Annotated in this window: 19 protein-coding genes; 5 read left to right on the plus strand and 14 right to left on the minus strand. The window is 71.2% G+C overall.

Going from position 1 to position 21,245, the window contains the following annotated elements:
* The first annotated feature begins 31 nt into the window (after positions 1-31).
* Complete coding sequence (locus ACFZDK_RS34800) at positions 32-1,495, plus strand: DUF488 family protein (protein ID WP_390978124.1); 1,464 nt, start codon at positions 32-34, stop codon at positions 1,493-1,495.
* Positions 1,496-1,527: 32 nt separating this feature from the next.
* On the opposite strand, the gene ACFZDK_RS34805 is transcribed toward ACFZDK_RS34800, so the two are convergent.
* Positions 1,528-2,028 carry a hypothetical protein gene (locus ACFZDK_RS34805; RefSeq protein WP_390978715.1) on the minus strand — a complete coding sequence of 167 codons (501 nt, stop codon included), beginning with the start codon at positions 2,026-2,028 and terminating at the stop codon, positions 1,528-1,530.
* 19 nt (positions 2,029-2,047) lie between these two features.
* Between ACFZDK_RS34805 and ACFZDK_RS34810 the strand changes: the two genes are divergently transcribed.
* Positions 2,048-3,052, plus strand: coding sequence for a DJ-1/PfpI family protein (locus tag ACFZDK_RS34810; RefSeq protein WP_390978126.1), 1,005 nt, complete (start codon positions 2,048-2,050; stop codon positions 3,050-3,052).
* A gap of 72 nt (positions 3,053-3,124) precedes the next feature.
* On the opposite strand, the gene ACFZDK_RS34815 is transcribed toward ACFZDK_RS34810, so the two are convergent.
* The 4 genes from ACFZDK_RS34815 to ACFZDK_RS34830 all read right to left on the minus strand — a co-directional run bounded on the left by ACFZDK_RS34815 (position 3,125) and on the right by ACFZDK_RS34830 (position 5,647).
* Positions 3,125-3,256 (minus strand): hypothetical protein, encoded by a 132-nt coding sequence (locus tag ACFZDK_RS34815; protein WP_390978128.1) that lies wholly within the window; start codon positions 3,254-3,256, stop codon positions 3,125-3,127.
* Positions 3,253-3,684, minus strand: coding sequence for a hypothetical protein (locus ACFZDK_RS34820; RefSeq protein WP_390978130.1), 432 nt, complete (start codon positions 3,682-3,684; stop codon positions 3,253-3,255). Before ACFZDK_RS34820 ends, ACFZDK_RS34815 begins: the two co-directional genes overlap by 4 nt.
* A gap of 76 nt (positions 3,685-3,760) precedes the next feature.
* The gene (locus ACFZDK_RS34825; RefSeq protein WP_390978717.1) at positions 3,761-4,450 is read right to left on the minus strand and encodes a DUF4142 domain-containing protein; all 690 of its coding nucleotides are present in this window, start codon (positions 4,448-4,450) and stop codon (positions 3,761-3,763) included.
* 720 nt (positions 4,451-5,170) lie between these two features.
* Entirely contained in the window at positions 5,171-5,647 is a 477-nt protein-coding gene (locus ACFZDK_RS34830; protein ID WP_390978132.1) for an Lrp/AsnC ligand binding domain-containing protein, read from the minus strand.
* A 79-nt stretch (positions 5,648-5,726) separates the two neighbouring features.
* Between ACFZDK_RS34830 and ACFZDK_RS34835 the strand changes: the two genes are divergently transcribed.
* A complete protein-coding gene (locus ACFZDK_RS34835; RefSeq protein ID WP_390978134.1) occupies positions 5,727-6,770 on the plus strand; it encodes a Glu/Leu/Phe/Val dehydrogenase dimerization domain-containing protein in 1,044 nt (347 codons plus the stop codon).
* 83 nt (positions 6,771-6,853) lie between these two features.
* On the opposite strand, the gene ACFZDK_RS34840 is transcribed toward ACFZDK_RS34835, so the two are convergent.
* Genes ACFZDK_RS34840 through ACFZDK_RS34855 form a run of 4 tightly spaced genes read right to left on the minus strand, consistent with a single transcriptional unit; the run spans position 6,854 to position 11,557 of the window.
* Complete coding sequence (locus ACFZDK_RS34840; RefSeq protein WP_390978136.1) at positions 6,854-8,236, minus strand: acyl-CoA reductase; 1,383 nt, start codon at positions 8,234-8,236, stop codon at positions 6,854-6,856.
* Entirely contained in the window at positions 8,233-9,576 is a 1,344-nt protein-coding gene (locus ACFZDK_RS34845; RefSeq protein WP_390978138.1) for a hypothetical protein, read from the minus strand. Before ACFZDK_RS34845 ends, ACFZDK_RS34840 begins: the two co-directional genes overlap by 4 nt.
* A gap of 18 nt (positions 9,577-9,594) precedes the next feature.
* Entirely contained in the window at positions 9,595-10,299 is a 705-nt protein-coding gene (locus tag ACFZDK_RS34850; RefSeq protein WP_390978140.1) for an ATP-binding cassette domain-containing protein, read from the minus strand.
* A gap of 13 nt (positions 10,300-10,312) precedes the next feature.
* Positions 10,313-11,557, minus strand: coding sequence for an ABC transporter substrate-binding protein (locus ACFZDK_RS34855; protein ID WP_390978143.1), 1,245 nt, complete (start codon positions 11,555-11,557; stop codon positions 10,313-10,315).
* 121 nt (positions 11,558-11,678) lie between these two features.
* Here ACFZDK_RS34855 and ACFZDK_RS34860 point away from each other — a divergent pair, with 121 nt between their 5' ends.
* Positions 11,679-14,378, plus strand: coding sequence for an ATP-binding cassette domain-containing protein (locus tag ACFZDK_RS34860; RefSeq protein ID WP_390978145.1), 2,700 nt, complete (start codon positions 11,679-11,681; stop codon positions 14,376-14,378).
* 7 nt (positions 14,379-14,385) lie between these two features.
* Here the strand turns inward: ACFZDK_RS34860 and ACFZDK_RS34865 are convergent, their stop codons facing one another.
* The 5 genes from ACFZDK_RS34865 to fabG all read right to left on the minus strand — a co-directional run bounded on the left by ACFZDK_RS34865 (position 14,386) and on the right by fabG (position 19,887).
* A complete protein-coding gene (locus ACFZDK_RS34865) occupies positions 14,386-15,180 on the minus strand; it encodes a glucose 1-dehydrogenase (RefSeq protein WP_390978146.1) in 795 nt (264 codons plus the stop codon).
* A 17-nt stretch (positions 15,181-15,197) separates the two neighbouring features.
* A complete protein-coding gene (locus tag ACFZDK_RS34870) occupies positions 15,198-16,406 on the minus strand; it encodes an acetyl-CoA acetyltransferase (RefSeq protein WP_390978148.1) in 1,209 nt (402 codons plus the stop codon).
* The gene (locus tag ACFZDK_RS34875; protein ID WP_390978150.1) at positions 16,406-17,854 is read right to left on the minus strand and encodes an OB-fold domain-containing protein; all 1,449 of its coding nucleotides are present in this window, start codon (positions 17,852-17,854) and stop codon (positions 16,406-16,408) included. The genes ACFZDK_RS34870 and ACFZDK_RS34875 overlap by 1 nt, the downstream gene beginning before the upstream one ends.
* A 1-nt stretch (position 17,855) precedes the next feature.
* Positions 17,856-19,079 carry an acetyl-CoA C-acetyltransferase gene (locus ACFZDK_RS34880; RefSeq protein ID WP_390978153.1) on the minus strand — a complete coding sequence of 408 codons (1,224 nt, stop codon included), beginning with the start codon at positions 19,077-19,079 and terminating at the stop codon, positions 17,856-17,858.
* Between the two features lie 61 nt (positions 19,080-19,140).
* Positions 19,141-19,887, minus strand: coding sequence for a 3-oxoacyl-ACP reductase FabG (gene fabG / locus ACFZDK_RS34885; RefSeq protein WP_390978155.1), 747 nt, complete (start codon positions 19,885-19,887; stop codon positions 19,141-19,143).
* Between the two features lie 101 nt (positions 19,888-19,988).
* Here fabG and ACFZDK_RS34890 point away from each other — a divergent pair, with 101 nt between their 5' ends.
* Positions 19,989-21,215, plus strand: coding sequence for an acyl-CoA dehydrogenase family protein (locus tag ACFZDK_RS34890; protein WP_390978157.1), 1,227 nt, complete (start codon positions 19,989-19,991; stop codon positions 21,213-21,215).
* Positions 21,216-21,245: the final 30 nt, after the last annotated feature.

The following is a 21,245-nucleotide window of genomic DNA, read 5'->3' on the forward strand; positions in this document are numbered from 1 at the left end:
TGGCACCGCGAGAGCGGCCGGAGGACGCGTCATGGCCAAGGTCATCTGCCGCAGTATCGATGAGCAAACGCCGAACCAGGCCGGCGAACGCGTGCTGGTCGACCGGGTCTGGCCGGAAGGCGTGCCCCGGCAGGGCGCACCGCTCGCCGAGTGGCTGCCGGACGTGGCACCCTCCGTCGAGCTGCAGCGCTGGTACGGCCGCCACCCCCAGCAGTTCGGCGAGTTCCGCCGCCGCTATCTCACCGAACTGAGCGATCAACGGCACCGGAACGCGGTTGCCCGACTTCGGGACCTGGCCGGACACCGCACCCTCACCCTGCTGACCGCCGCCCAGGACATGGACCACAGCCATACCGCGGTCTTGGCCGAATGGCTCACCGATCCCGGCTCCCGGCCGCCCGGATACCGCGCGGCCGTCTCCGCCGCGGTGGCCGACCTCAACCCGGGCGCGCTCGCCTTCGTGATGGGCACCGGCATCGTCTCCACGGCCCTGTACGTCAACGGCGCCCACACCGCCTCCGCCGTACTGTTGTGGGTGGCCCTGGCAGGTTTCGCGGTACTGGTACCGGCCTACGGCTGGCGGTTGCTGCGCCGGCGCGAGCGGTTCGTCGCGGATCTCCTCGGGCCGCGTGCTTTCGCGCTCCTCACCCTCGCGATCTCCTCGAACGTGCTGGCCGCGCGCTTTGTGCCGGACGGCCACACCGTGGTCGCCGGGGTATTCCTGGCGTTCGGGACGCTGGGGTGGGTGGTGCTGGACTACGGCATCCCGTTCGCGCTCATCACCTCCCTGAAGCGGGGCCCCTCGCTCGACCAGGTGAACGGCACCTGGTTCCTGTGGGCGGTGGGATCGGAGTCGGTGGCGGTCGCGGCGGCCTCGCTGGCCCGGGTGACCCCGGGACACGTACTGGCCGTGCTGGCGATGGCGTGCTGGGGCGTCGGACTGATGCAGTACCTGCTGACCGCCGCACTGGTCCTGGCCCGGCTGCTGGCCCGGCCGGTGCAGCCGGAAGGCCTCATGACGTCCGTATGGATCTTCATGGGGGCGGCGGCGATCACCGTGCTCGCCGGAGTGCGGCTGATCGCACTACCGCCCGGCAGCACGATGTTGTCGCGTCCACTCGTCATCGGGGTGTCCGTCGTCCTGTGGGCGTTCTCCAGCTGGCTGATCCCGCTCCTGCTGGCTCTGGGCGTGTGGCGGCACGCGCTGCGCCGCGTCCCGCTGCGCTACGAGCTCGGCTGGTGGAACCTCGTCTTCCCGGTCGGCATGTATGCGGTCACCACGCACGAGCTGGGACGCGCGACCGCAACCTCGTGGATGACGAGCGTGGGCCGCGGGGAAGTCTGGATCGCCGCAGTGTTCTGGGCTGTCGTGTTCGCCGCCATGGTGGCCGGCAAGCTCCGGGCCCGCCCCACGACCGCGCACGGATCCGCCGGAGGGGGGCAAACGGCTCGCCCGCAGAGCACGGCCTCGACGGCGCCCGGGGCGCTGCCATAGGCACGGGTGCCGGTGCTGGCACAGGGGCCCTGTCATCGGGGGGCGCGCTCACGCTGTCGGAACGCATGGCGCAGGGAGTACCACGCGACCACTGCCCAAGCGGCTAGAAGCAGGGCATACAGGACGACAGCGATCCAGACGAACAGCCGCGAGCCGGTACGTGCGGCGAGCGCGCTGGTGCCGGTGACGCAGGCACCCAGGGGGAAGATGAAGGACCACCAGGTGGGTGCGAAGGGCAGCCCTCTGCGGATCTCCCGTACGGTCAGCGCCGTGGCCGGCACGAGCACCGTGCAAACCCGCTGCCGAGTGCCGGCCGGATGCCCCGATGTCCTTGTCGGAGCGTGTTGTGGCCGCATGTGCGGGCATGACGAGACGGCGGGCGATCGCTGAACACGAGTGAGGCGCCGAATCCCGACGCCTCGATCCACACAACGGAACACAGCATCATCCCGCAGGGACACGTACGACACTCGGCACGGGCACGGGCGGGGCGTCGCCGGGCGGATGATGGTGTCTTCCGATAGGGGCCCCATTCCGTCCGGGAGGCGCACGATGAAGGACACGCAGTCGGGCAGGAAGCCTCTCCTGGTGACCGTGCTGGTTTTCCCCGGCGTACGCCTGCTCGACGTCACCGGCCCGATCGAGGTGTTCGCGACGGCCAACGAATTCGGCGGCCGTTACCGCGTGCGCACGGTCTCCCCCGACGGCGCCGACGTGATCACCGCGGCCGGCACCGGACTACGCGTCGACCTGGCTGCCGCGCAGGTACAGGAGGCCGGCGACGTCGTCGTCATTCCCGGCGGCCCGGAGTGGCCCTCCCTCATCAAGGACGACGCCCTGCTCGACGCCATTGGAGCGCTCGACGCGCGCAGCAGCCGCACCGCGTCCATCTGCACCGGAGCCTTCCTCCTCGCCGCCGCCGGACTGCTCGACGGACGCAGGGCGACCACGCACTGGCGCTTCGCCGACCAGCTCGCTCTGCGCTACCCGCAGGTGACCGTGGAGGCGGACGCCCTGTTCGTGCGCGATGGTCACATCATGACTTCTGCGGGCGTGAGCTCGGGCATCGATCTCGCGCTCGCCCTGGTCGAGGAGCACCTCGGCGCCGATGCCGCCCGCGCTGTGGCCAAGGACATGGTCGTGTTCATGCAGCGGCCGGGAGGCCAGTCCCAGTTCAGTGTCCGTACCCACACCCCGCGCGCGAGACAGGAGATGCTGCGCCGGATCCTGGACACGGTCGCCGAGGACCCGTCCGCCCCGCACACCCTTGCCACCATGGCGCGCCGCGCAGGGGTGAGTACCCGCCACATGACACGCCTGTTCCACGACGAGATGACCACGACGCCGGCCCGCTACGTCGAGCAGGTCCGCATGGAAGCCGCCCAGGCGATGCTGGAGGACAGCGACGACCCCATGGCCACGGTGGCCCGGCGCACCGGCTTCGGGTCACCCGAGTCGCTGCGCCGGGCCTTCACGCGCAACCTCGGCATCACGCCGGGGACCTACCGGGCTCGCTTCCGTACCACGCACACCACAGGCGACGGCAAGCGCGCCTGATGCCCCTGAGGTATCCGGCGAGCCCAGGCATTCGCCGAACTCCGACAGGCCGGCGTTGCTCGACGAGGCCGATCAGGCCTCCTCGATGGTCCGCCCCGGCATCGGCTCGGCGAGCGCGACCCGCCACGCGGGCGTGCCGAAGGAACCGGCGAAGTACTGTGTCTCGTGCACGACCTGCTGGTCGGCGCATTCCATGACGCTCACCGGTACGAAGGCACGCCGTCGTAGGTGATGACACATTCGCTCACCCATACATTCGCGTCGCCTGTGATGCGCAGGATGGTGAAGTGCCGGTCGGCCGGGTGCCCGCCACGTTGCGCCGCGATCGTCTCACGGCCCCGGAAACGTTCGCCCGATTGCGGATCCGTCGGCGGTTGGTTGCCCCACCCCGCCAGCGGGGCCATCGGCGCCGGGGGCCCCTCGCCGAGCGTGAGCCGTCCCGGGCCGTCCCCGCCCAGCGCTCCCTTCGGCAGCGGTGCGCCGAGCGCCGCGGCGGCCCGCGCGGTGGACGCGTAGCCGAGCCAGCCCGGGAGGAGCTGGTAGTGGTTGAGGACGGTCGGATCATCACGGAGTTTTACGATCTGGACGACGACGTGGTGCGTTCGTCGCACCACGCCTGTTGCGAGTGGCATGGAAGGCCACTGTTACGAGCAGTGCCAGGAGTGATCCGGCCGCCTCGAGGAGACCGTGACGTATCAGTGCGGGTCCTCACCCCGTTGTCGGACTCGGTGACACCGTGCTGTTCGCCGGCGGGGTGAGGACGACCTGCGGCTGGCCCGCGACTGCGGGCGGTGGGGTCAGGTCCTGGGCAGGAAGATTGGGTGCGGTGGTTTCCTGGACGAGGACCTGGTCGAAGTCGACCAGCCCGGTCTTCTCCACGGCTGTGATGTGGTCCAGCACGATGCTGTTGGCCTGGTCGGCCAGAGCGCGGACCAGCGAGTTCCTCGTGGTGGTGAGGACGCCGGCGATCGTGGTGAGGAACTGGCCGTTCGTCGCGCGCACGGTGGTGGCCATGTCGGTGTCGAACTGTTTGCCGTGCTCCGTGTTCAGCCGGGTCGTGAAGCTCTGCTGTTGAGGCGAGGGCTGGTTGGGCAGTGCGATGCCCAACTGATCGGCCGCGGTGCGGCAGGCGGCGTCCAACGCGGCGTCTCCGTCGACCAGGTGCTCCCCAGCGCTCCTGACCGCCTTCGTCGTCCCCTTCTGCAACGCCTTCTGACCGACGGGGTACTCCCACAGTCCGGCCGAGCGCACCTTGACCACGAAACCCCGGTCGGCCGCCGTCAGCGGCCCGGTCGCCGGAGTGGCGACGACCCGCTCGGGTGCGCTGCTGACCTTCTGGACTCCGAGCATGGAGGGGTAGAGGAGCGAGCCGAGGGTGATGCTGAGCGCACCGCCCAGAAAGAGAGTTCCCGCCGCCGTCCGTGAAACGAGCACCGTGTCTCCTGATCCGGTTTATCGGATCCCGCACACAGAGACGTACGGATGCGAGGGTTCCACAGATCCTTTTGGGCTCGTCATGGATTGGTAAAAGGATCGGTGATCGGCGAGCGTCTGACGAACCGCCAGTTCACTTATGTCCGCTCAGCGGCGCGAAGAAGGGCCGTTCGGCCCTATCCACGGCCGGGGTAGGGAATGTTGGGCCCTATCGGGGCCGGGCGCCTCGTGGTCGATCATGGAGCGACGGTCGGAAAGGGCCAGGCCCATTCCCGCACTTCTGGTCCTTCCCGACTCGCCGACGACACCAACTGACGGGAGGACGCCGTTCGGTCGACGAGACATCGCAGTCTCCGAGGGGATCTGCGAGCGGACGAAGACCGGCTGACCGAGCTCCGCCGCGGCGGTGAAGAATGCGTCGTAGGCAGGGTCGAGAGCGCCCGGAACCGCGTCGGGTTCTTGTCGACGGCCGCGATGTCCGGCAGTGGGCGGGGGCCAAGACGGTGAGGCGCCCGCGAGAGGCAGGCACAGGGCCTCGTTTGTCCTGCCCCGTTCGGCGGGTCGTTGAGCGCTCGTGGTCGTGCAGGCCGCTCGCGCCGGGGTGAACTCCTTCGGCAAGGAGTACGGCTCGACCGCTCGGACCGCACATGTGCGGGGACGTCCGGCCCGGGCGAGCGGGAAGGCTCAGGTGCGTTGCTCCGGCGTCGGGGGCAGCGGGTCCAGGACCGGGTTGGTGAGGTGCTGGTAGATGATCGAGGTGCGGAAGCCGACGATCTCGCGGCGGTTGGTGAACTGGTCCAGGAGGAAGGCATGCAGGTGGTCGATGTCCTGGGCGGTGACGTGGACGAGGAAGTCGTCGCTGCCGGCCATCGTGTACACGGAGACGACTTCCGGGAGTTCGGTAACCGACTTCTCGAAGGCGGCGACGACGTCCCGGCGGAGGGGCCGGATCTGAGTGGCCACCATCGCCTGGACCGGGCGGTTGAGTGCGCGCAGGGAGACCTGGGCCTTGTACCCCTGGATGATGCCGCGCTTGTGCAGCAGCCTGGTGCGTTCGAGACAGGTGGACGGTGCGATGCCGAGCTTCTCGGCGAGGGCACGGTTGGAGAGCCGACCGTCTAGCTGCAGATGGTGCACGATCGCCGAATCAACTTCGTCCATGGCTGCCCCCACTCCCCTGGGACCGAATTTAATTCGGCCGAGCGTCCGGTGTTCCGTGCGCCACTCTAGCTTCTGAGTCGTGAGCCAAGCATTTGCACATGAAGAGGTCATCGTCCGCCGTGGCGTCCGATCCGGGCTGCCGCTGATCATCGCGATCCACTCCCGTGCGCTGGGACCGGCGGTGGGCGGCTGCCGACTGCGCCGCTACGACACCTGGCAGGACGGACTGGCGGACGCGCTGCGTCTGTCCGAGGCCATGACCTTCAAGGCCGCGGTGGCCGGTCTGGACTTCGGCGGCGGCAAGACCGTGATCGCCCTCGGCAAGGACACCGAACTGACCGCGCAGCTGCGCCAGGCCGCGCTTGAGGACCTGGGCGAGCTGATCGCTTCCTTGGAGGGCTCGTACCGGACCGGTCCTGACATCGGCACCGGCCCGCAGGACATGGTGGTTCTGAAGCGGTTCTCGCCGTACGCGTACTGCGCGCCCGAGGAGCACGGCGGGACCGGCGACTCCGGCGGCCCCACCGCCACCGGTGTGTTGGCCGCCCTGCGCGCCGGTGCCCGGCATGTGTTCGGCGACGCCTCGTGTGCCGGGCGCACCGTGGTCGTCAGCGGATTCGGGTCGGTCGGCGGCGGGATCGCGGCCGGTCTGGCCGCCGAGGGCGCGCGGGTCGTGGTGTCGGATGTGGAGCCGTCGCGCAAGGACGCGGCCCTGGCCCGCGGGTACGGATGGGTCGAGCCCGATCAGGCCCTGTCCGCGCCGGCCGACATCTTCGTCCCGGCGGCCGTCGGCGGTGTCCTCGGCGAGGCGACCGTGCCCCGGCTTGCCGCGCGCCTGGTCGTGGGCCCGGCCAACAACCAGCTCACCGACGACTCCGTCGCCGATGACCTGGCCGGGCGCGGCGTCGTCTGGATCCCGGACTACGTCGCCAGTGCCGGCGGCATCGTCTACACGCTCAGCCGGGAGTCGGAGGGCTACGGCCACGGGGCGGCGCACAAGCGCGTGGAAGGGATCGGTGACACCGTCAGCCGCCTTCTCGATCTGGCCCGTTCGTCGGCGGTCACGCCGCTGCGAGCCGCCCAGCAGATCGCCGGGACACGGCTCGCTTCCTCCGCCCGGTAGACACGGGACCCCCGTCGGCCGAGGCAACGGCGCCCCCGGCCGCCCCTGCCGGGCACCGGGCACCCGGGACCGGGTCCCTGGGGTCACTCGTCGTTGACCCAGCGCATCAGCCGGCGCAGCGGGTGGAAGCCGTCGTGGGAGAGGCCCGGCGGCATGCCGCCCGCTCCGCCGAGGGAGACCACGCGCTGTACGCCGGCGCAGGCGAGGGCGTCGCGCAGGTCGGCCTTGCGGCTGCCGGGGTACACGCCGACCGTCTGGGTGGCGACCCCGGCGTGAGCGACGGCGTCGGACAGTGCGGCGACCGGGACGACGTTGACGATCTTTCCGTCGGGATGGAAGTCCACCGGTTCCGGAGAGCGTACGACCAGGCCGTGACCGTCGTATCCGCCCCACACCCGGTACTCGGGGGCCAGGAATCGCAGGACGTCGATCTCCTCGCGGAGCCCCGCCGGGACCCGGGGACCCTCGGCGGAGCTGAACTCCCTGGCCACGCCGAGGCGTTCGCACAGCAGGGCGGCGTAGCGGTCGGCCTCCTCCTCGGTGCCCTCGACGAACTGGAAGCGGCTGGCCACGCACGCCTGCTGGTTGAAGAAGGTGGCGTCGGCGGCGCCCGCGTCGGCGGCCTGCGCCAGAGTCTCGGCGGATGCGAAGGCCTCCCGGCCGATGAGGGAGATGGACGTCTTGGGGTCGAAGGAGACGAGTTCGAACCCGGGTCCTACGTACTTCAGGGCGCCTCTGATGGTGGCCTCGCCGCCCCAGGCGACCAGTTTGTCGAAGAACTGCGGGCGGAACAGCACGCTCTCCACCGATTCGTCGCCGCCGCGCCAGTACACGGCGGAGAACGAGCGCACCACGGGATGTCCGGGGGCCACGGCGGCCATGGTGCGCAGGATCGCGGTCGCGGTGAACAGGTCGTTGGAGGGGAGTTTGAGGAGGTTGACGGCCTTGGTGAGGGCCCCGCGCACGACGGTCTGGGCGGCGACGCCGGGGGCGTTGCCGGCGATGATGTGCACCAGGCGCGGCGGGAACGCGCGGGTCGCCGCGATCCGGCCCTCGGGCAGTCGCACCTCGCGCCAGCCGTCCAGGACCTCCGTGCCGCCGAGTTCGTGGTCGATCTGGGCCTGGAGGGCGGGCTTGCGGAAGCCGCGCCACAGGGCGGCGTAGGCCCGTTCGAGCACCTCCTCGGGGAGGGTGCTGACGTGGACCATGCGGTCGAGCGCCTCGGCGAGCAGGCCCTGCCGGTCCGACCTGAGCGCCTCGCCGGTCTCCACCAGCAGGTCGACGATCTCGGCGGCGGGGACGTGGAAGGCGAGGCCGGGTTCCGTGCGGGGCCACACCAGGCGGTCGAGGTCGAGGGTGGGTGCGGTGAAGGCGCCCCGGCCGTGCGGGGTGTGCGGGCTCTGGTCGACCTCGCCGCGGATCACATGGACGACGGCCACGGCGCCGTCGAGTGCCGTGCCGCTCATCCGTGGATCATCCCCCGTACGTAGGAGTCGAGTGTCGCGGCGCAGGTGATCTTGTCGTCGCCGCCGAGTTCGCCGTAGCGCTGGATGTCGGGCAGTACGGCCGGTCCCGGCCGGCCGCAGTCGCAGGGTGAGAAGTCCACGGAGACCTTGTCGCCGCTGATGAGTCCGCCCCAGCGGCCGGAGAGGGAGACGTCGAGGAAGGCGAACCGCCCTTCCCTGACACCATGTTCGGTGTTCAGGAGCGTCTCGCCGGACTGGTCGAGGACGAGGGGGATCACCCACGGGGGCACGTGGTAGCGGCCGTTCTCGCAGGCGAGGCAGGATCCCTGGAGTTCGGTCATGCCGTAGCTGCGCACCCGGCGTACGCCGTCGTAGAACGCGGCGAACTGCTGCTGGTAGTCGTCGGGCAGCGCGCGGCCCTTGTTGCCGCCGCCGCTGAGCACCAGGGTGTCGGGGTGCAGGCTGCCGTCGGCGACGCCCCGCGCCCGCAGGGCCTGGATCAGGGTGAACTGCTGGTTGTTCATGCCCGCGATCAGCAGCGGTTCGTCGCGGTGCGCGAGGATGTCGTCGACGATCGCGGTCAGCGCGGCGTCCAGCTCCTGCTCACGGGAGGCCGATGCCGTCTCGAAGGAGCTGATCTCCCGCGGGGTGGCGGTGCCCTCGGCCATCCGCCGGCGCAGCAGGGCGCTGCCCATCAGCTCGGACACCTTCAGCGGTGCATCGGTGAGCAGCCGGGTCTCCCCAGGCCGCGCGAAGACGTCCGCGTGCCAGCGGAAGCCGTCGATGGAGCGCATCGGGCCGCTCGCCGGGGCCAGCAGGTAGCCGCGGCGGGTGGGTTTCGGGGGCAGGGGGTCTGGCCAGCAGGTGAGGTTCTCCAGGACGGTGTGCAGGAAGTCGAGGTCGTCGGTGTCGCAGTTGAGGAAGGAGACCTTTCCCGAGGTGCCGCTGGTGATGTACGGGCGGTGGCCGACCGCGGTGATGCGGTCGGTCCACTCGTCGATGTCCGTGACGCCCTCGACGTCGACGTCGACGGGTTCGACCACGGAGACGGTCGAGTACCAGCGCAGGAGCCGGTCCCATCGGCCGCTCTCGATGAGGGAGACGGGGTACGACTTGTAGCTCGTGTGGGAGAACAGCAGCGGTACGAGGTCGGCGAGAGCGGTGATCTCGCGGACGCCGGTCTCCTCCGCGCGGGTGCGCAGCAGCGGGATCCGCTCGCGGTGGGCGGTGAAGGCCTCCCGCGCGGCTTCCAGTTGCAACTCCCGCACTTCCTCGGCGGGTTGACGGAATGTGTCGCCGGACCGGACCAGGGCCCGGATCTGTTCGCGTGCGCTGGGCACGGCTACCACCTCATTCGGTCATGACGCGGGGTTCTTGGTCAGATAGGAGGACTCGAGCGCATCGAGGTTCGCGCGCAGTTCGGCCGGGGTGCCGGCCAACTCGACGCGCCCTCGGCGCAGGACGTAGACGCGGTCGGCGATGCCGAGCACCTTGCGCACGTGCTGTTCGACCAGGAGCGCGCCAAGACCCTGGTCGGCCGCCTCGCGGACCACCCGCAGGAGGCGGTCGACGACGAGCGGCGCCAGGCCGAGGGAGAGTTCGTCGGCGAGCAGCAACTTGGGCGCGCGGCCCAGGGCGCGTGCCAGGGCGAGCATCTGCTGCTCTCCACCGGAGAGCATGCCCGCGCCGATCCTGAGCCGCTTTTCGAGTTCCGGGAACAGGGACAGGGCCTGGTCGGTCCGTACCCGGCCGACGCGCAGGTTGTCCGTGGTGTCGAGCCTGCTGAAGACGGCCCGCTCGCCGACGTAGGCGAGGCCTTCGCGGGCGCGGCGGTGCAGCGGTGCCCGGCCGGGGGCGCCGAGCCAGCGCAGTTCGCCGCTCATGGGGGCTAGTTCGCCCGCCAGGACGCGCAGGGTGGTGGTCTTGCCCGCGCCGTTGGGTCCGAGCAGGGCGACGACCTCGCCGGGGCGGACCTCCAGGTCGAGGTCGCGCAACACGGGCCGGGTGCCGTATCCGGCGGACACGGCACGGGTCTCGATCAGGGGATGTCCGTTGTCGTGCACGGGCGTTCTCCCGTCAGCCGGCCGACGCGGCCGTCAGGATCTTGCGGACGTCGACGAAGGTGGAGCCGGACTTCGCCCACTCGATCTTGCCGTCGCGGATGGTGAGTTCGGTGGCGGTGGTGTTGTGGATGCGGTTGAGTCCCTTGATCGGGAGTGCTGTCGACGCCTTCCAGTTCAGTGGCGGGGTGAGGCCGCCGGTGCTGATGCCCTGTGCGGTGTTCAGCTCCTTGACGAGGGCCGTCGGGGAGATGGTCGGCAGCTTCTTGACGGCCTCGGTGAAGACGGTGAACGCCACCCAGGTCGTCTCGTTGGCGCCGTTGGAGGTGTCGATGTCCTTGTCGCCGGAGGCGGCCTCGGTGAAGCCCTTCCATGCCTTGTCGGAGACCGGCGGGTAGTAGCCGGTGATCACGGCGCCCTCCAGCGGGCTGCCGCTGCCGCCGGTGCTCGCGGCCAGGTCGGGGGTGAGGTTGCCGACGACGCTGCCGAGTTTCGTCTTCGCCCCGGACTGCACGTATGCCTTGACGAACAGGTCGGAGTGGGTGCCCAGGATGACGCTCACGCAGTCGCTGCCCTTGGTGGCGGCGGCGACCTGCGGCGCGAGGTCGGTGGCCGTGACCGGCACCTTGAGGTCCTTGGGCGCGGTCCCGCCGGCGGAGGTCACGCCCAGGGTGAGGAACTGCGAGACGATGGCGGCCGCCGCCAGGTCGTAGCGCACGCCGGAGACCTTCTTGCAGCCCGACTGCACCAGTTGCCGGCCGTGCGCGGCGAACACCGCCGGGGTGCCGCCGTTGACCGGGTACGACAGGGGGTTGGAGAACTCGGCGGCCGAGACGCCGGTCCCGCCGAGGTAGGGGATGCCGGCCTTCTGCAGGATCGGCATGTAGCGATCTCCGGCCAGGCTGTAGGAGCCGACGACCGCCACGACCTTGTCGGCGACGGCCTGTTGGGCGCACTTCTCCGCCTCGTCGGGGTCGTTCTTCTCGTTGCAGGTGATGACCTTCAGCGGAGCTCCCTTGATGCCGCCGTTGGCGTTGATCCACTTCTCGTAGGCCTGTGCGGTGAGCCGGACGCCGGGCTGGGCGCTGCCCTGGGTGTCCTCCGGGTTCCAGACCATCACCTTGACGGGTGCGCCCTTCAGCGAGGAGGTCTCGGCGGAGCTGTCGGACGCCGCCCCTCCCCCGCAGCCGGCGGCGAGCAGGGCTCCGGTGACGGCGAGTGCGCCCGCAGCGGCGGTTCTGTGTCGGCGTGGCTGGTTCATGGTTCCTCCGCGAGGATGCTGGGCCGAGATGCCGAACAGCATGGAGGCGTCGGATTGTTTAGTGAAGTACTCTGGACACAATTATTTAAATAATTAGTCTGTCTGTCTGGAGGTGCCACAGATGGACGACATCCTGCGTTTCGCACTGCTGGGACTGGGCCTCGGAGCCCTGTACGCGCTCACCGCGCACGGCATCGTGCTGGTCTACCGGGGTTCGGGTGTACTGAACCTCGCCCACGGGGCGATCGGTATGGCCGGGGCCTACCTGCAGTGGGAACTGGCCACCCGGCACGGCATGCCGTACTGGCCGGCCGCCGCCTGCGGGGTCGCCGGCTCCGCGCTGCTCGGACTGCTGACCCACCTGCTGGTGATCCGGCCCCTGCGCCGGGCCTCCACGCTGGCCCGGCTGGTGGGCACGCTGGCGGTGTTCATCGTGCTCACCGCCGTCGCCGTCAAACGGTACGGCGACAGCCTGCAACTGGTGCCGGGCAGGCTGCCGACCCGGCTGCTGACGCTCGCCGGGGCGACGGTCTCCGAGGACCGGCTCTGGCTGCTGGGCATCGCGGTCGCCGTGACCGTGGTCCTCCATCTCGTCTACCGGCACACGCTGTTCGGTCTCGGTACCACCGCCGTCGCCGAGCACGAGGGTGCCGCCGCCGCGCTCGGCTGGTCCCCCGGTCTGGTCGCCGCCGCCAACTGGGCACTGGGCTCGGGACTCGCCGGGCTGACGGGCATTCTGATCGTGCCGGTCATCGGCCTGTCGGTGACCGGGCTGACCACCCTGCTGCTGAGCGCGCTGGCCGCCGCCCTGGTCGGCCGGTTCACCTCGTTCCCCATCACGCTCGCGGGCGGCCTGGGCATCGGAGTCGTGCAGTCGGAGCTGACCCGGTTCGGCTCCGGCGTCACCGGGCTCGCCTCCTCCGTACCCTTCCTCTGCATCGCCCTCGTGCTGGTGGTCCGCGGCAGGGCACTCCCGCTGCGGGGCACCTTCCTCGACCGGTTGCCCGCACTGGGCACGGGCCGGGTGCGTCCGGTGCCGCTGGCCGCCGCCGTCGTGGTGGGGCTGGTCCTGGTGGCGGTCTCCTCGCCGCTGTGGGCCGACGCGATCACCAACACGCTGGTGCTCTGTCTGATCATCCTGTCGATCGTCGTGGTGACCGGCTACGCGGGGCAGGTCTCGCTCGCCGCCTACGCCCTCGCCGGGACCGGCGCCTTCATCGCCGGGCATGCGGCGGCCGACTGGGGCTGGCCCTTCGAACCAGCCCTTCTGGCTGGTGTGTTGGGGACCGTGCCGATCGGTCTGCTGTTCGCGCTCCCGGCGGTCCGCACCCGTGGGGTGAACCTGGCCATCATCACCCTCGGGCTCGGCACCACGCTGGAGGCGATGGTCTTCCAGAACACCGATCTGTCCACGACACCGGGCAGCGACGGCATCGCGGTCGGCAAGCAGACCCTCTTCGGCATCGCCGTCTCCGGCATCGACCATCCGCAGCGCTACGCCGCCGTGGTCCTGGTGGCCTTCGTCGTCACCGCGCTGGCGGTCGCCAACGTCCGGCGCGGCCGCACGGGCCGCCGGCTCGTCGCCGTACGGGCCAACGAGCGGGCCGCGGCGGCCCTCGGCATCGACGTCCGCGCGGTCAAGCTCTACGCCTTCGGCCTCTCGGCGGCGATCGCCGCGCTCGCGGGTGTGCTCATCGGCTTCCGGTCGACGTCCGTGGTCTTCGCCGACTTCGCGAGCTTCGACTCGATCACCGCGCTCGGACTGGCCGTCATCGGCGGGGTCGGCTACCTCGTCGGCCCGCTGTTCGGTGCCACGTTCGCCGCGGGCACGGTCGGTGCCCGCTTCGGGGATCTGCTGCTGCCGGGGCTGAGCGACTGGATGCCGCTGATCGGCGGGATCGTGCTGGTGCTGACGCTGGTGAGGAACCAGGACGGCATCGGGCAGGAAGTCGGCAGGCAGGCCAAGGGACTTGAGCGCAGGCTGCGCCGGGGGCGCACGGCCGTCACGCCAGAGCCGAGCGAACAAGAGGGGGAGATCCACGTGACCCGTGCCGCGCCGCTCCCCCTTCGGGTGCGGGAGCTGACCGTGCGATACGGCGGTGTCGTCGCGGTCGACGGGCTCTCCTTCGACGTCGAGCCCGGCCGGGTCGTCGGCCTGATCGGTCCGAACGGCGCCGGGAAGACCTCCGCCATCGACGCCGTCACCGGCTTCACCCGGGCCGCGTCCGGCAGCGTGTGCCTCGGCGACCGGGACGTGACGCGGATGCCGGTGCACCGGCGGGCCGGCGCCGGGCTGAGCCGGTCCTTCCAGTCGCTGGAGCTGTTCGAGGACATGACCGTCCTGGACAACCTCTACGCCGCCTGCGACCGGCCCGGGCCGTGGGCCGGCCTCACCGACCTGGTGCGTCCCGGCCGCCGGCCGCTGCCCGCCCATGTGCTGGTCGCCGTACGGGAGTTCGGGCTGCAGGACAGTCTGGACCGGCCGGTGGGCGACCTGTCGTACGGGGAGCGGAGGCTGCTGGCCATCGCCCGCTCGGTGGCGGCCTCGCCGTCCGTGCTGCTCCTCGACGAGCCGGCCGCCGCCCTGTCGGACGACGAGACCCGGGAGCTGGCGCGTCTGGTACGGCGGCTCGCCGACGAGTGGGGCATGGGGGTGCTGCTCGTCGAACACGACGTCGACATGGTGATGAGTGTCTGCGACGAGATCGTCGTGCTCGACTTCGGCCGCCGGATCTGTGCGGGCACCCCTCAGGAGGTGCGCCGGGACCCGGCTGTACGGGCGGCCTACCTGGGCGATCTGGAGCCGGAGGCACTGTCCTGAGGGCGGCTCACGCGTCGCGCAGGTCGGCGACGTAGGGCTGGTGGGCCAGGAGGCCGCCGTCGACGCGCAGGGTGTGGCCGGTGATGAACGCGGACTCGTCGGAGGCGAGGAAGACCACCGCCGCGGCGACGTCCTCCGGCCGCCCCAGGCGCGGGGTGAGGTGGTGGCGCAGCATGGCGTCGCGGATGCCCGCGTGGGCCGAGCCGGAGCTCGCCGGGGTGACGATGAACCCGGGCGCGACGGCGTTGCAGCGGACGCCCTGCTTGCCGTACTGGGTCGCGACGTACTGGGTGAGGTTGATCAGCGCGGCCTTGGACGCCCCGTACGCCGGATTGCGCAGGTCGCCCGCGAGTCCGGCGCCGGAGGAGGTGTTGATGATCGAGCCGCCGCCGCGAGCGATCAGGTGCGGTACGGCGGCCTGGATCGCGACCATCGTCCCGCGCAGGTTGATCCGCATGGTGTCGTCCCAGACGACCGGGTCGGCCTCGGTGACGGCGAGGTCCTGACGGGCCGCCAGCCGGGTGGCCGCCGCGTTGTTGTGCAGGACGTCGAGGCCGCCGTATGTCTCGACGGCCGCCGCCACCATGGCCCGTACGCTGTCGATGTCACCGAGGTCGACGGCGACCGCCGTCGCGGAGCCGCCGGCGGCCCGGATCTCCTCGGTGACCGCCTTCGCGCCGTCCGGGTCCAGGTCGGCCACGACCGTGTGGGCGCCCTCGGCGGCGACGCGGCGGGCGGTGGCCGCACCGATGCCGGAGGCGGCCCCGGTGACGATCGCGATCTTCTCGTCGAGTCGCCCCATGGCACGAACCGCCTTTCTCAGTCGGAGAGTTGACTGCCGACGACGGACACGAAGGACACGCATTCGCCGGGTCCGCCGCCGAGGTTGTGGGTGAGGGCGAGCGAGCGGCCCTCGGCCACCGTCCGCACGGTGCGCTCGGCGGGGGCCTCGCCCCGCAGTTGGAGCCAGGCCTCGAACATCATGCGCAGACCCGAGGCGCCGATGGGATGGCCGAAGGCCTTCAGGCCGCCGTCCGGGTTGACCGGCAGCGAGCCGTCCAGGTCGAAGGCTCCGCTGGTGACGTCCTTCCAGGCCTGGCCGCGCTCGGCGAAGCCGAGGTCCTCCATCAGCACCAGTTCGGTGGGCGTGAAGCAGTCGTGGACCTCGGCGAGGGCCAGTTCGGCGCGCGGGTCGGTGACGCCCGCCTGCCGGTAGGCCTCCTGGGCGGAGGCGACGACCTCCGGGAAGGTGGTGAAGTCGTACTCCGGGTCGAGCAGGCCGTCCGCCGGGCCGGCCACGAAGGACAGGGCCTTCACGAAGATCGGCTTGTCGGTGTACCGGTGGGCGTCCTCGGCCCGGACCACGATCGCGGCGGCCGAACCGTCCGAGACGCCCGAGCAGTCGAAGACGCCGAGCATGCCGGCCACGATCGGCGCCGACCGGATGCGCTCCAGCGGCACCTCCTTGCGGAACTGGGCGCGGGGGTTGCGGGCGCCGTTGACGTGGTTCTTCCAGGCGATGCGGGTGATGACGTCCTTCAACTCGTCCTCGGGCAGGCCGTACTTGGCGGCGTAGGCGGGGGCGAGGAGGGAGAAGTTGGCGGGGGCGGTGATCTCGCCGCGGCTGTCGTCGCCCGCGCCGGGGATCGCGGTGCCGGAGAGACCGGACATCCCGGAGTCCTTGAGCTTCTCCACGCCGACCGCCATCGCCATGTCGTAGGCGCCGGAGGCGACCGCGTAGCAGGCGTTGCGCAGGGCCTCGGAACCGGTCGCGCACATGTTCTCGACGCGGGTCACCGGCTTGTTGGGCAGCCGCAGGGCCCGGCTCAGGGTCAGCCCGGACACGCCGGAGGCCTGGGTGCCGAACCAGAACGCGTCGATGTCGTCGAGGGTGACGCCGGCCGAGGAGACGGCGGCGCCGACCGAGTCGACCAGCAGGTCGTCGGCGGACTTGCCCCAGTGCTCGCCGAACGGCGTGCAGCCCATGCCGACGATCGCGACCCGGTCGCGGATTCCGTGCGAGCCCATCAGTCTGTCCCCTCGTCCTCGTTCTCGTCCTCGCCCAGGCGCACCGGGCGGGCCTTCCAGAAGTAGTTGTGGATGCCGGACGCGGTGACCGTGCGCCGGAAGGTCATCTCCACCCGGGCACCGATGACCGCGTCCGCCTCGGTGGCGTCGGTCAGCTGGCAGCGGAACCGGCCGCCGCCGTCGTAGTCGACGACCACGACCAGCATCGGCGGGCTCGGCGTGTACGCCAGCCGGTCCACGGTGAAGGTCGCCACCGTGCCCCGTACGGCGTGCATGGGTTCGTCGGTCATGGCGTCGACGGCGTGGCAGGAGGCGCACACCCGGTCCGGCGGCAGCTGGCGGGTGCCGCACTTCTCGCACCGGGCCGCGACGAAGCCGTACTTCCATCCGGTACGGCGGTGCGCGGGCGGGGCGTAGGGCGGCTCGGGGTCGGGTCGGCGCGGTGGTTCGCGGTCGAGGAGGCCGCGCCAGGAGAGGTAGGTGGCGTACGGCATCGGAGGGCTGCCCGCGGCGATCTGCGCGGCGACCGGGCGGCCGCTGCGGTGGGCCGGGAGGGCGTCGGTGGTGCGCAGCAGCAGCACTCCGACGCCGTCGCCGAGGACGAGGAGCGCGATCAGCTCGCCGGGGCGGGCGCGGTCGAGGACGTCGGCGAGGAGCAGGCCGGGCTGGGCGGTGCCGGCGTTGCCGATGGTGCCGGTGAGGTCCGCCGTGACCACCTCGGGCCGTACGCCTGCCGTCCGCCGTACCGTCGTGCAGGCGCGCGCGTGCAGGCCGGAGACGACGAGGTGGTCGATCGCGGTGCGGTCCAGGCCGGCGTGGTCGAGGGCGGCGGTGAGCGCCTGGTCCGCGAGGGAGACGTAGATCTCCTCGGCGAAGCGCTCCTCCCAGACCCGGGAGGCGGGGGCGCCGGGCAGCCGCCAGCGGTCGAGGATCTCGTCGCTGACGGTGTCGTGGGCGAGCAGTTCGGCGAGGACGGGGGTGCCGTTGCGGTGGCCGCCGAAGACGAACGCCGCCGCGCCGTCACCGCCGGCCACCTCCTCGGCGCCACCGGGCAGGCCGGTGCGCAGGTCGGAGAGGACCGCCAGGGTGGGGACCGGGGAGCGGGCGGCGGTGACCAGCGCGCCGAGGCCGGAGCGTACGGAGCCGGCCATGTCGGCGGCGAGGACGTGCGGGTCCAGGCCGAGGGCCGCGTGCACGGCGGTCGCGTTGGTCTTGTCGAGATAGGCGGGCGTCGCGGTGGCCAGGAACAGCTGGCCGATGCGCGGGCGCAGGTCGCCGCGGGCCAGGGCCGTGCGGGCGGCCTCCACGGCCATCGACGTGGTGTCCTCGTCGTAGCCGGCCACAGCGCGGGTGCCCTTCGCCGCGGGCGTGCCGAGGGCGGCGGCGACGTCGGCCCGGGCGAGGCGGTGGTACGGCACATGGGCGCCGTATGCGATCAGTCCGGCCATGTCAGCGTCCTCCCTTGGCTGAGTGTTCGAAGACCGCTGCGAGACCCTGGCCGCCGCCGAGGCACATGGTCTCCAGGCCGTAGCGGACCTGGCGGCGGTCCAGCTCGCGCAGCAGGGTGGCGAGGATGCGGCCGCCGGTGGCGCCCACGGGGTGGCCGAGCGAGATCCCGGAACCGTTGACATTGAACCGGTCGAAGTCGGCCTCGCTCAGCGCCCATTCGCGGGTGCAGGCCAGCACCTGGGCGGCGAAGGCCTCGTTGAGTTCGATCAGGTCGATGTCGGCGAGCTTCAGTCCCGCCCGTTCGAGGGCCTTGGCGGTGGCGGGCACCGGGCCGATGCCCATCGTCTCGGGCGGCACACCGACGACGGCCCAGGAGACCAGGCGGCCCAGCGGGCGCAGGCCGAGTTCGGCGGCGCGCTCGGGGTGGGTGACGACGCAGATCGCGGCGCCGTCGTTCTGGCCGCTCGCGTTGCCGGCGGTGACGGTGGCCTCGGGGTCCTGGCGGCCCAGTACCGGGCGCAGCCGCGCGAGCTTCTCCAACGACGAGTCCGGGCGCGGGTGTTCGTCGGTGTCGACGACCGTCTCACCCTTCCGGGTGCGTACGGTGACCGGCACGATCTCGTCGGTGAAGCGGCCCTGTTGCTGGGCGGCGACTGCCTTCTGGTGGGAGCGCAGGGCCAGTTGGTCCTGTTCCTCGCGCGGGATGCCGTACGCGCGCCGCAGGTTCTCGGCGGTCTCCAGCATGCCGCCGGGGACGGGGTGGTTGACGCCGCCGGAGGTGACCCGGCCGCGGGCGAGCCGGTCGTGCAGCATGGTGCCGGCGCCGCGCACGCCCCAGCGGGCGTCGGTGGTGTAGAACTCGGCCTGGCTCATGGACTCCACGCCCCCGGCCAGGACCAGGTCGCTGGCGCCGGTCTGCACCTGCATCGCGGCCGTGATGACGGCCTGGAGGCCGGAGCCGCAGCGGCGGTCGAGCTGGAGTCCGGGCACTTCCACGGGCAGTCCGGCGTCCAGGGCGGCGACCCGGCCGATGGCCGGGGCCTCGCCGTTGGGGTAGCACTGGCCGAGGATCACGTCGTCCACGGCCGTGGCGGGGACGCCGGTGCGGTCCAGGACGGCCCGGACGACTGTGGCGGCCAGCTCGGTCGCGGTGACGTCCCGGAACACTCCCCCATAGCCCCCGACCGGGGTACGTATCGGTTCACAGATGACCGCGTCACGCATCCGTCATGCCTTTCGTCAGCTCGTCGTCGGCTCGTCGGCTCGTCGCCTCGCCAGCGGGGAATCACATGTACCGGCCGCCGGTCACCTCGACCACGGCTCCGGTGACGTAGCTCGCCATGTCGGAGGCGAGGAAGAGGACGGTCTGGGCGACCTCGGCGGGTTCGCCCGCGCGGCCCAGCGGGATCTCGGCGAGCTTCGCGTCCCAGGCCGCCCTGGGCATCGCCTCGGTCATGGCGGTACGGATCAGACCGGGCTGTACGGCGTTCACCCGGATCCCCGCCTTCGCCAGTTCCTTGGCGGCGGCCTTGGTCAGGCCGACGAGTCCGGCCTTGGCGGCGCTGTAGTTGGTCTGCCCGAAGTTGCCGACCTTGCCGGCGATCGAGGAGATGTTGACGATGCTGCCGCCCCGTCCGTGCGCGCGCATCGCCTCGGCCGCGTACCGGGTGCCGTTCCAGGCGCCGGTGAGGTGCACGTCGAGGACGGCCCGGAAGTCGGCGACGGGCATCTTGCGCAGGGTCGCGTCCCTGGTGAACCCGGCGTTGTTGACCATCACGCCGACCGGCCCGAAGGCGTCGGCGCAGTGGGCGACCAGCGCGGCCACCTCGTCCTCGTCGGTGACGTCGCAGCGGATCGAGGTGGCCGTCACGCCGTCCTTGCCGAGCCGTTCGGCGGCCTGTGCCGCGGCGGCCCCGTCGATGTCACCGATGACGACGCGAGCGCCCGCGGCGCCGAGGACGCCGGCGATCTCGTAGCCGATGCCCTGTGCGCCGCCCGTGACCACGGCGTTCCGGCCCTCCAGCAATTGCATGCGGCCCGCCCCTGACTCGTCGCTATTCCTCTTAAATAGATAACCTATTATGCTGAAACTATCAACCGTGCGACGGGCCGGCCGGACAGGGAGGCAGACAGGTGGACATCAGCTATCCGCCGCAGACCGAGGCGTTCCGCACCGAGGTCAGGAGCTTCCTGGCCGAGGAGCTGCCACCGGACTGGAAGGGCATCGGAGCCCTGGACGAGGAACCGGCCCGGGCCTTCGCCCGGGACTGGCGCCGACGGCTCGCCCGGCGCGGCTACCTCTCGCTGACCTGGCCCGAGGAGTACGGCGGCCGCGGCCTGTCCAAGCTCCACCAAGTGGTGCTGATGGAGGAACTGGCGCTGGCGGGCGTGCCGTTCGGGCTGCCCCAGGACACCTTCGGCGTGAAGATGCTGGCGAACACGCTGCTGCGCTGGGGCACGGACGGCCAGAAGCGCCACTTCCTGCCGCGCATCCTCAGCGGCGCGGACACCTGGTGCCAGGGCTACTCGGAGCCGGACGCGGGCTCGGACCTGGCCTCCCTGACCACGCGTGCCGTACGGGACGGCGACGCGTGGGTGATCGACGGCCAGAAGGTGTGGACCTCGGGCGCCCACCACAGCGACTGGATCTTCGTCCTGGCCCGCACGAACCGGGACGCCCCCAAGCACCGGGGCATCTCCTTCCTGCTCGTGCCGCTGGACCAGCCCGGTGTGGAAGTGCGCCCGTTCCGCATGATGAGCGGGCAGCTGCACTTCAACGAGGTCTTCTTCAACGGCGCCCGTACCCGTGCCGATCTGGTCGTCGGCGGCGTCGACAACGGGTGGGCGGTCGCGCAGAGCCTGCTGGGCGTGGAGCGCGGGGAGGAGGCGGCCACCAACCCCGTGCTGTTCCGGGCGGAGGTGGAGCGCCTGGTCGAGCTGGCCCGCCAGTACGGCAAGGACCGGGATCCGGTGATCCGGCAGCGCATCGCCTGGTGCTGGTCGAAGGTCGAGATCATGCGCTACCTCGGCTACCGGATCCTCACCGGCTGGCTCAAGGGCGCCGAACCGGGTCCCGAGACGTCGATCGCCAAGCTGTACTGGAGCGAGTACCACACCGAGGTCACCGACCTCGCCATGGACATCATGAGCCTGCACGGGCAGGTACCGGCGGGGCGGCCACCGCTGCGGACCTATCGCGCCGACGATCCGGGCGCCGCCAACTCCTCGGCGTCCTGGTCGACGACGTATCTGATCGCGCGTTCCGGGACGATCTACGCCGGCACCTCGCAGATCCAGCGGAATATTCTGGCGGAGAAGGTGCTGGGGCTGCCGCGGGAGCCGAGGACAAGTCTGGGTTAGGACTGTTCCGCGGGATGTGCGGCCGTGTGC

The sequence above is a fragment of the Streptomyces sp. NPDC007901 genome (genome assembly GCF_042959465.1).
In the GTDB taxonomy this organism is placed as follows: Bacteria; Actinomycetota; Actinomycetes; order Streptomycetales; family Streptomycetaceae; genus Streptomyces.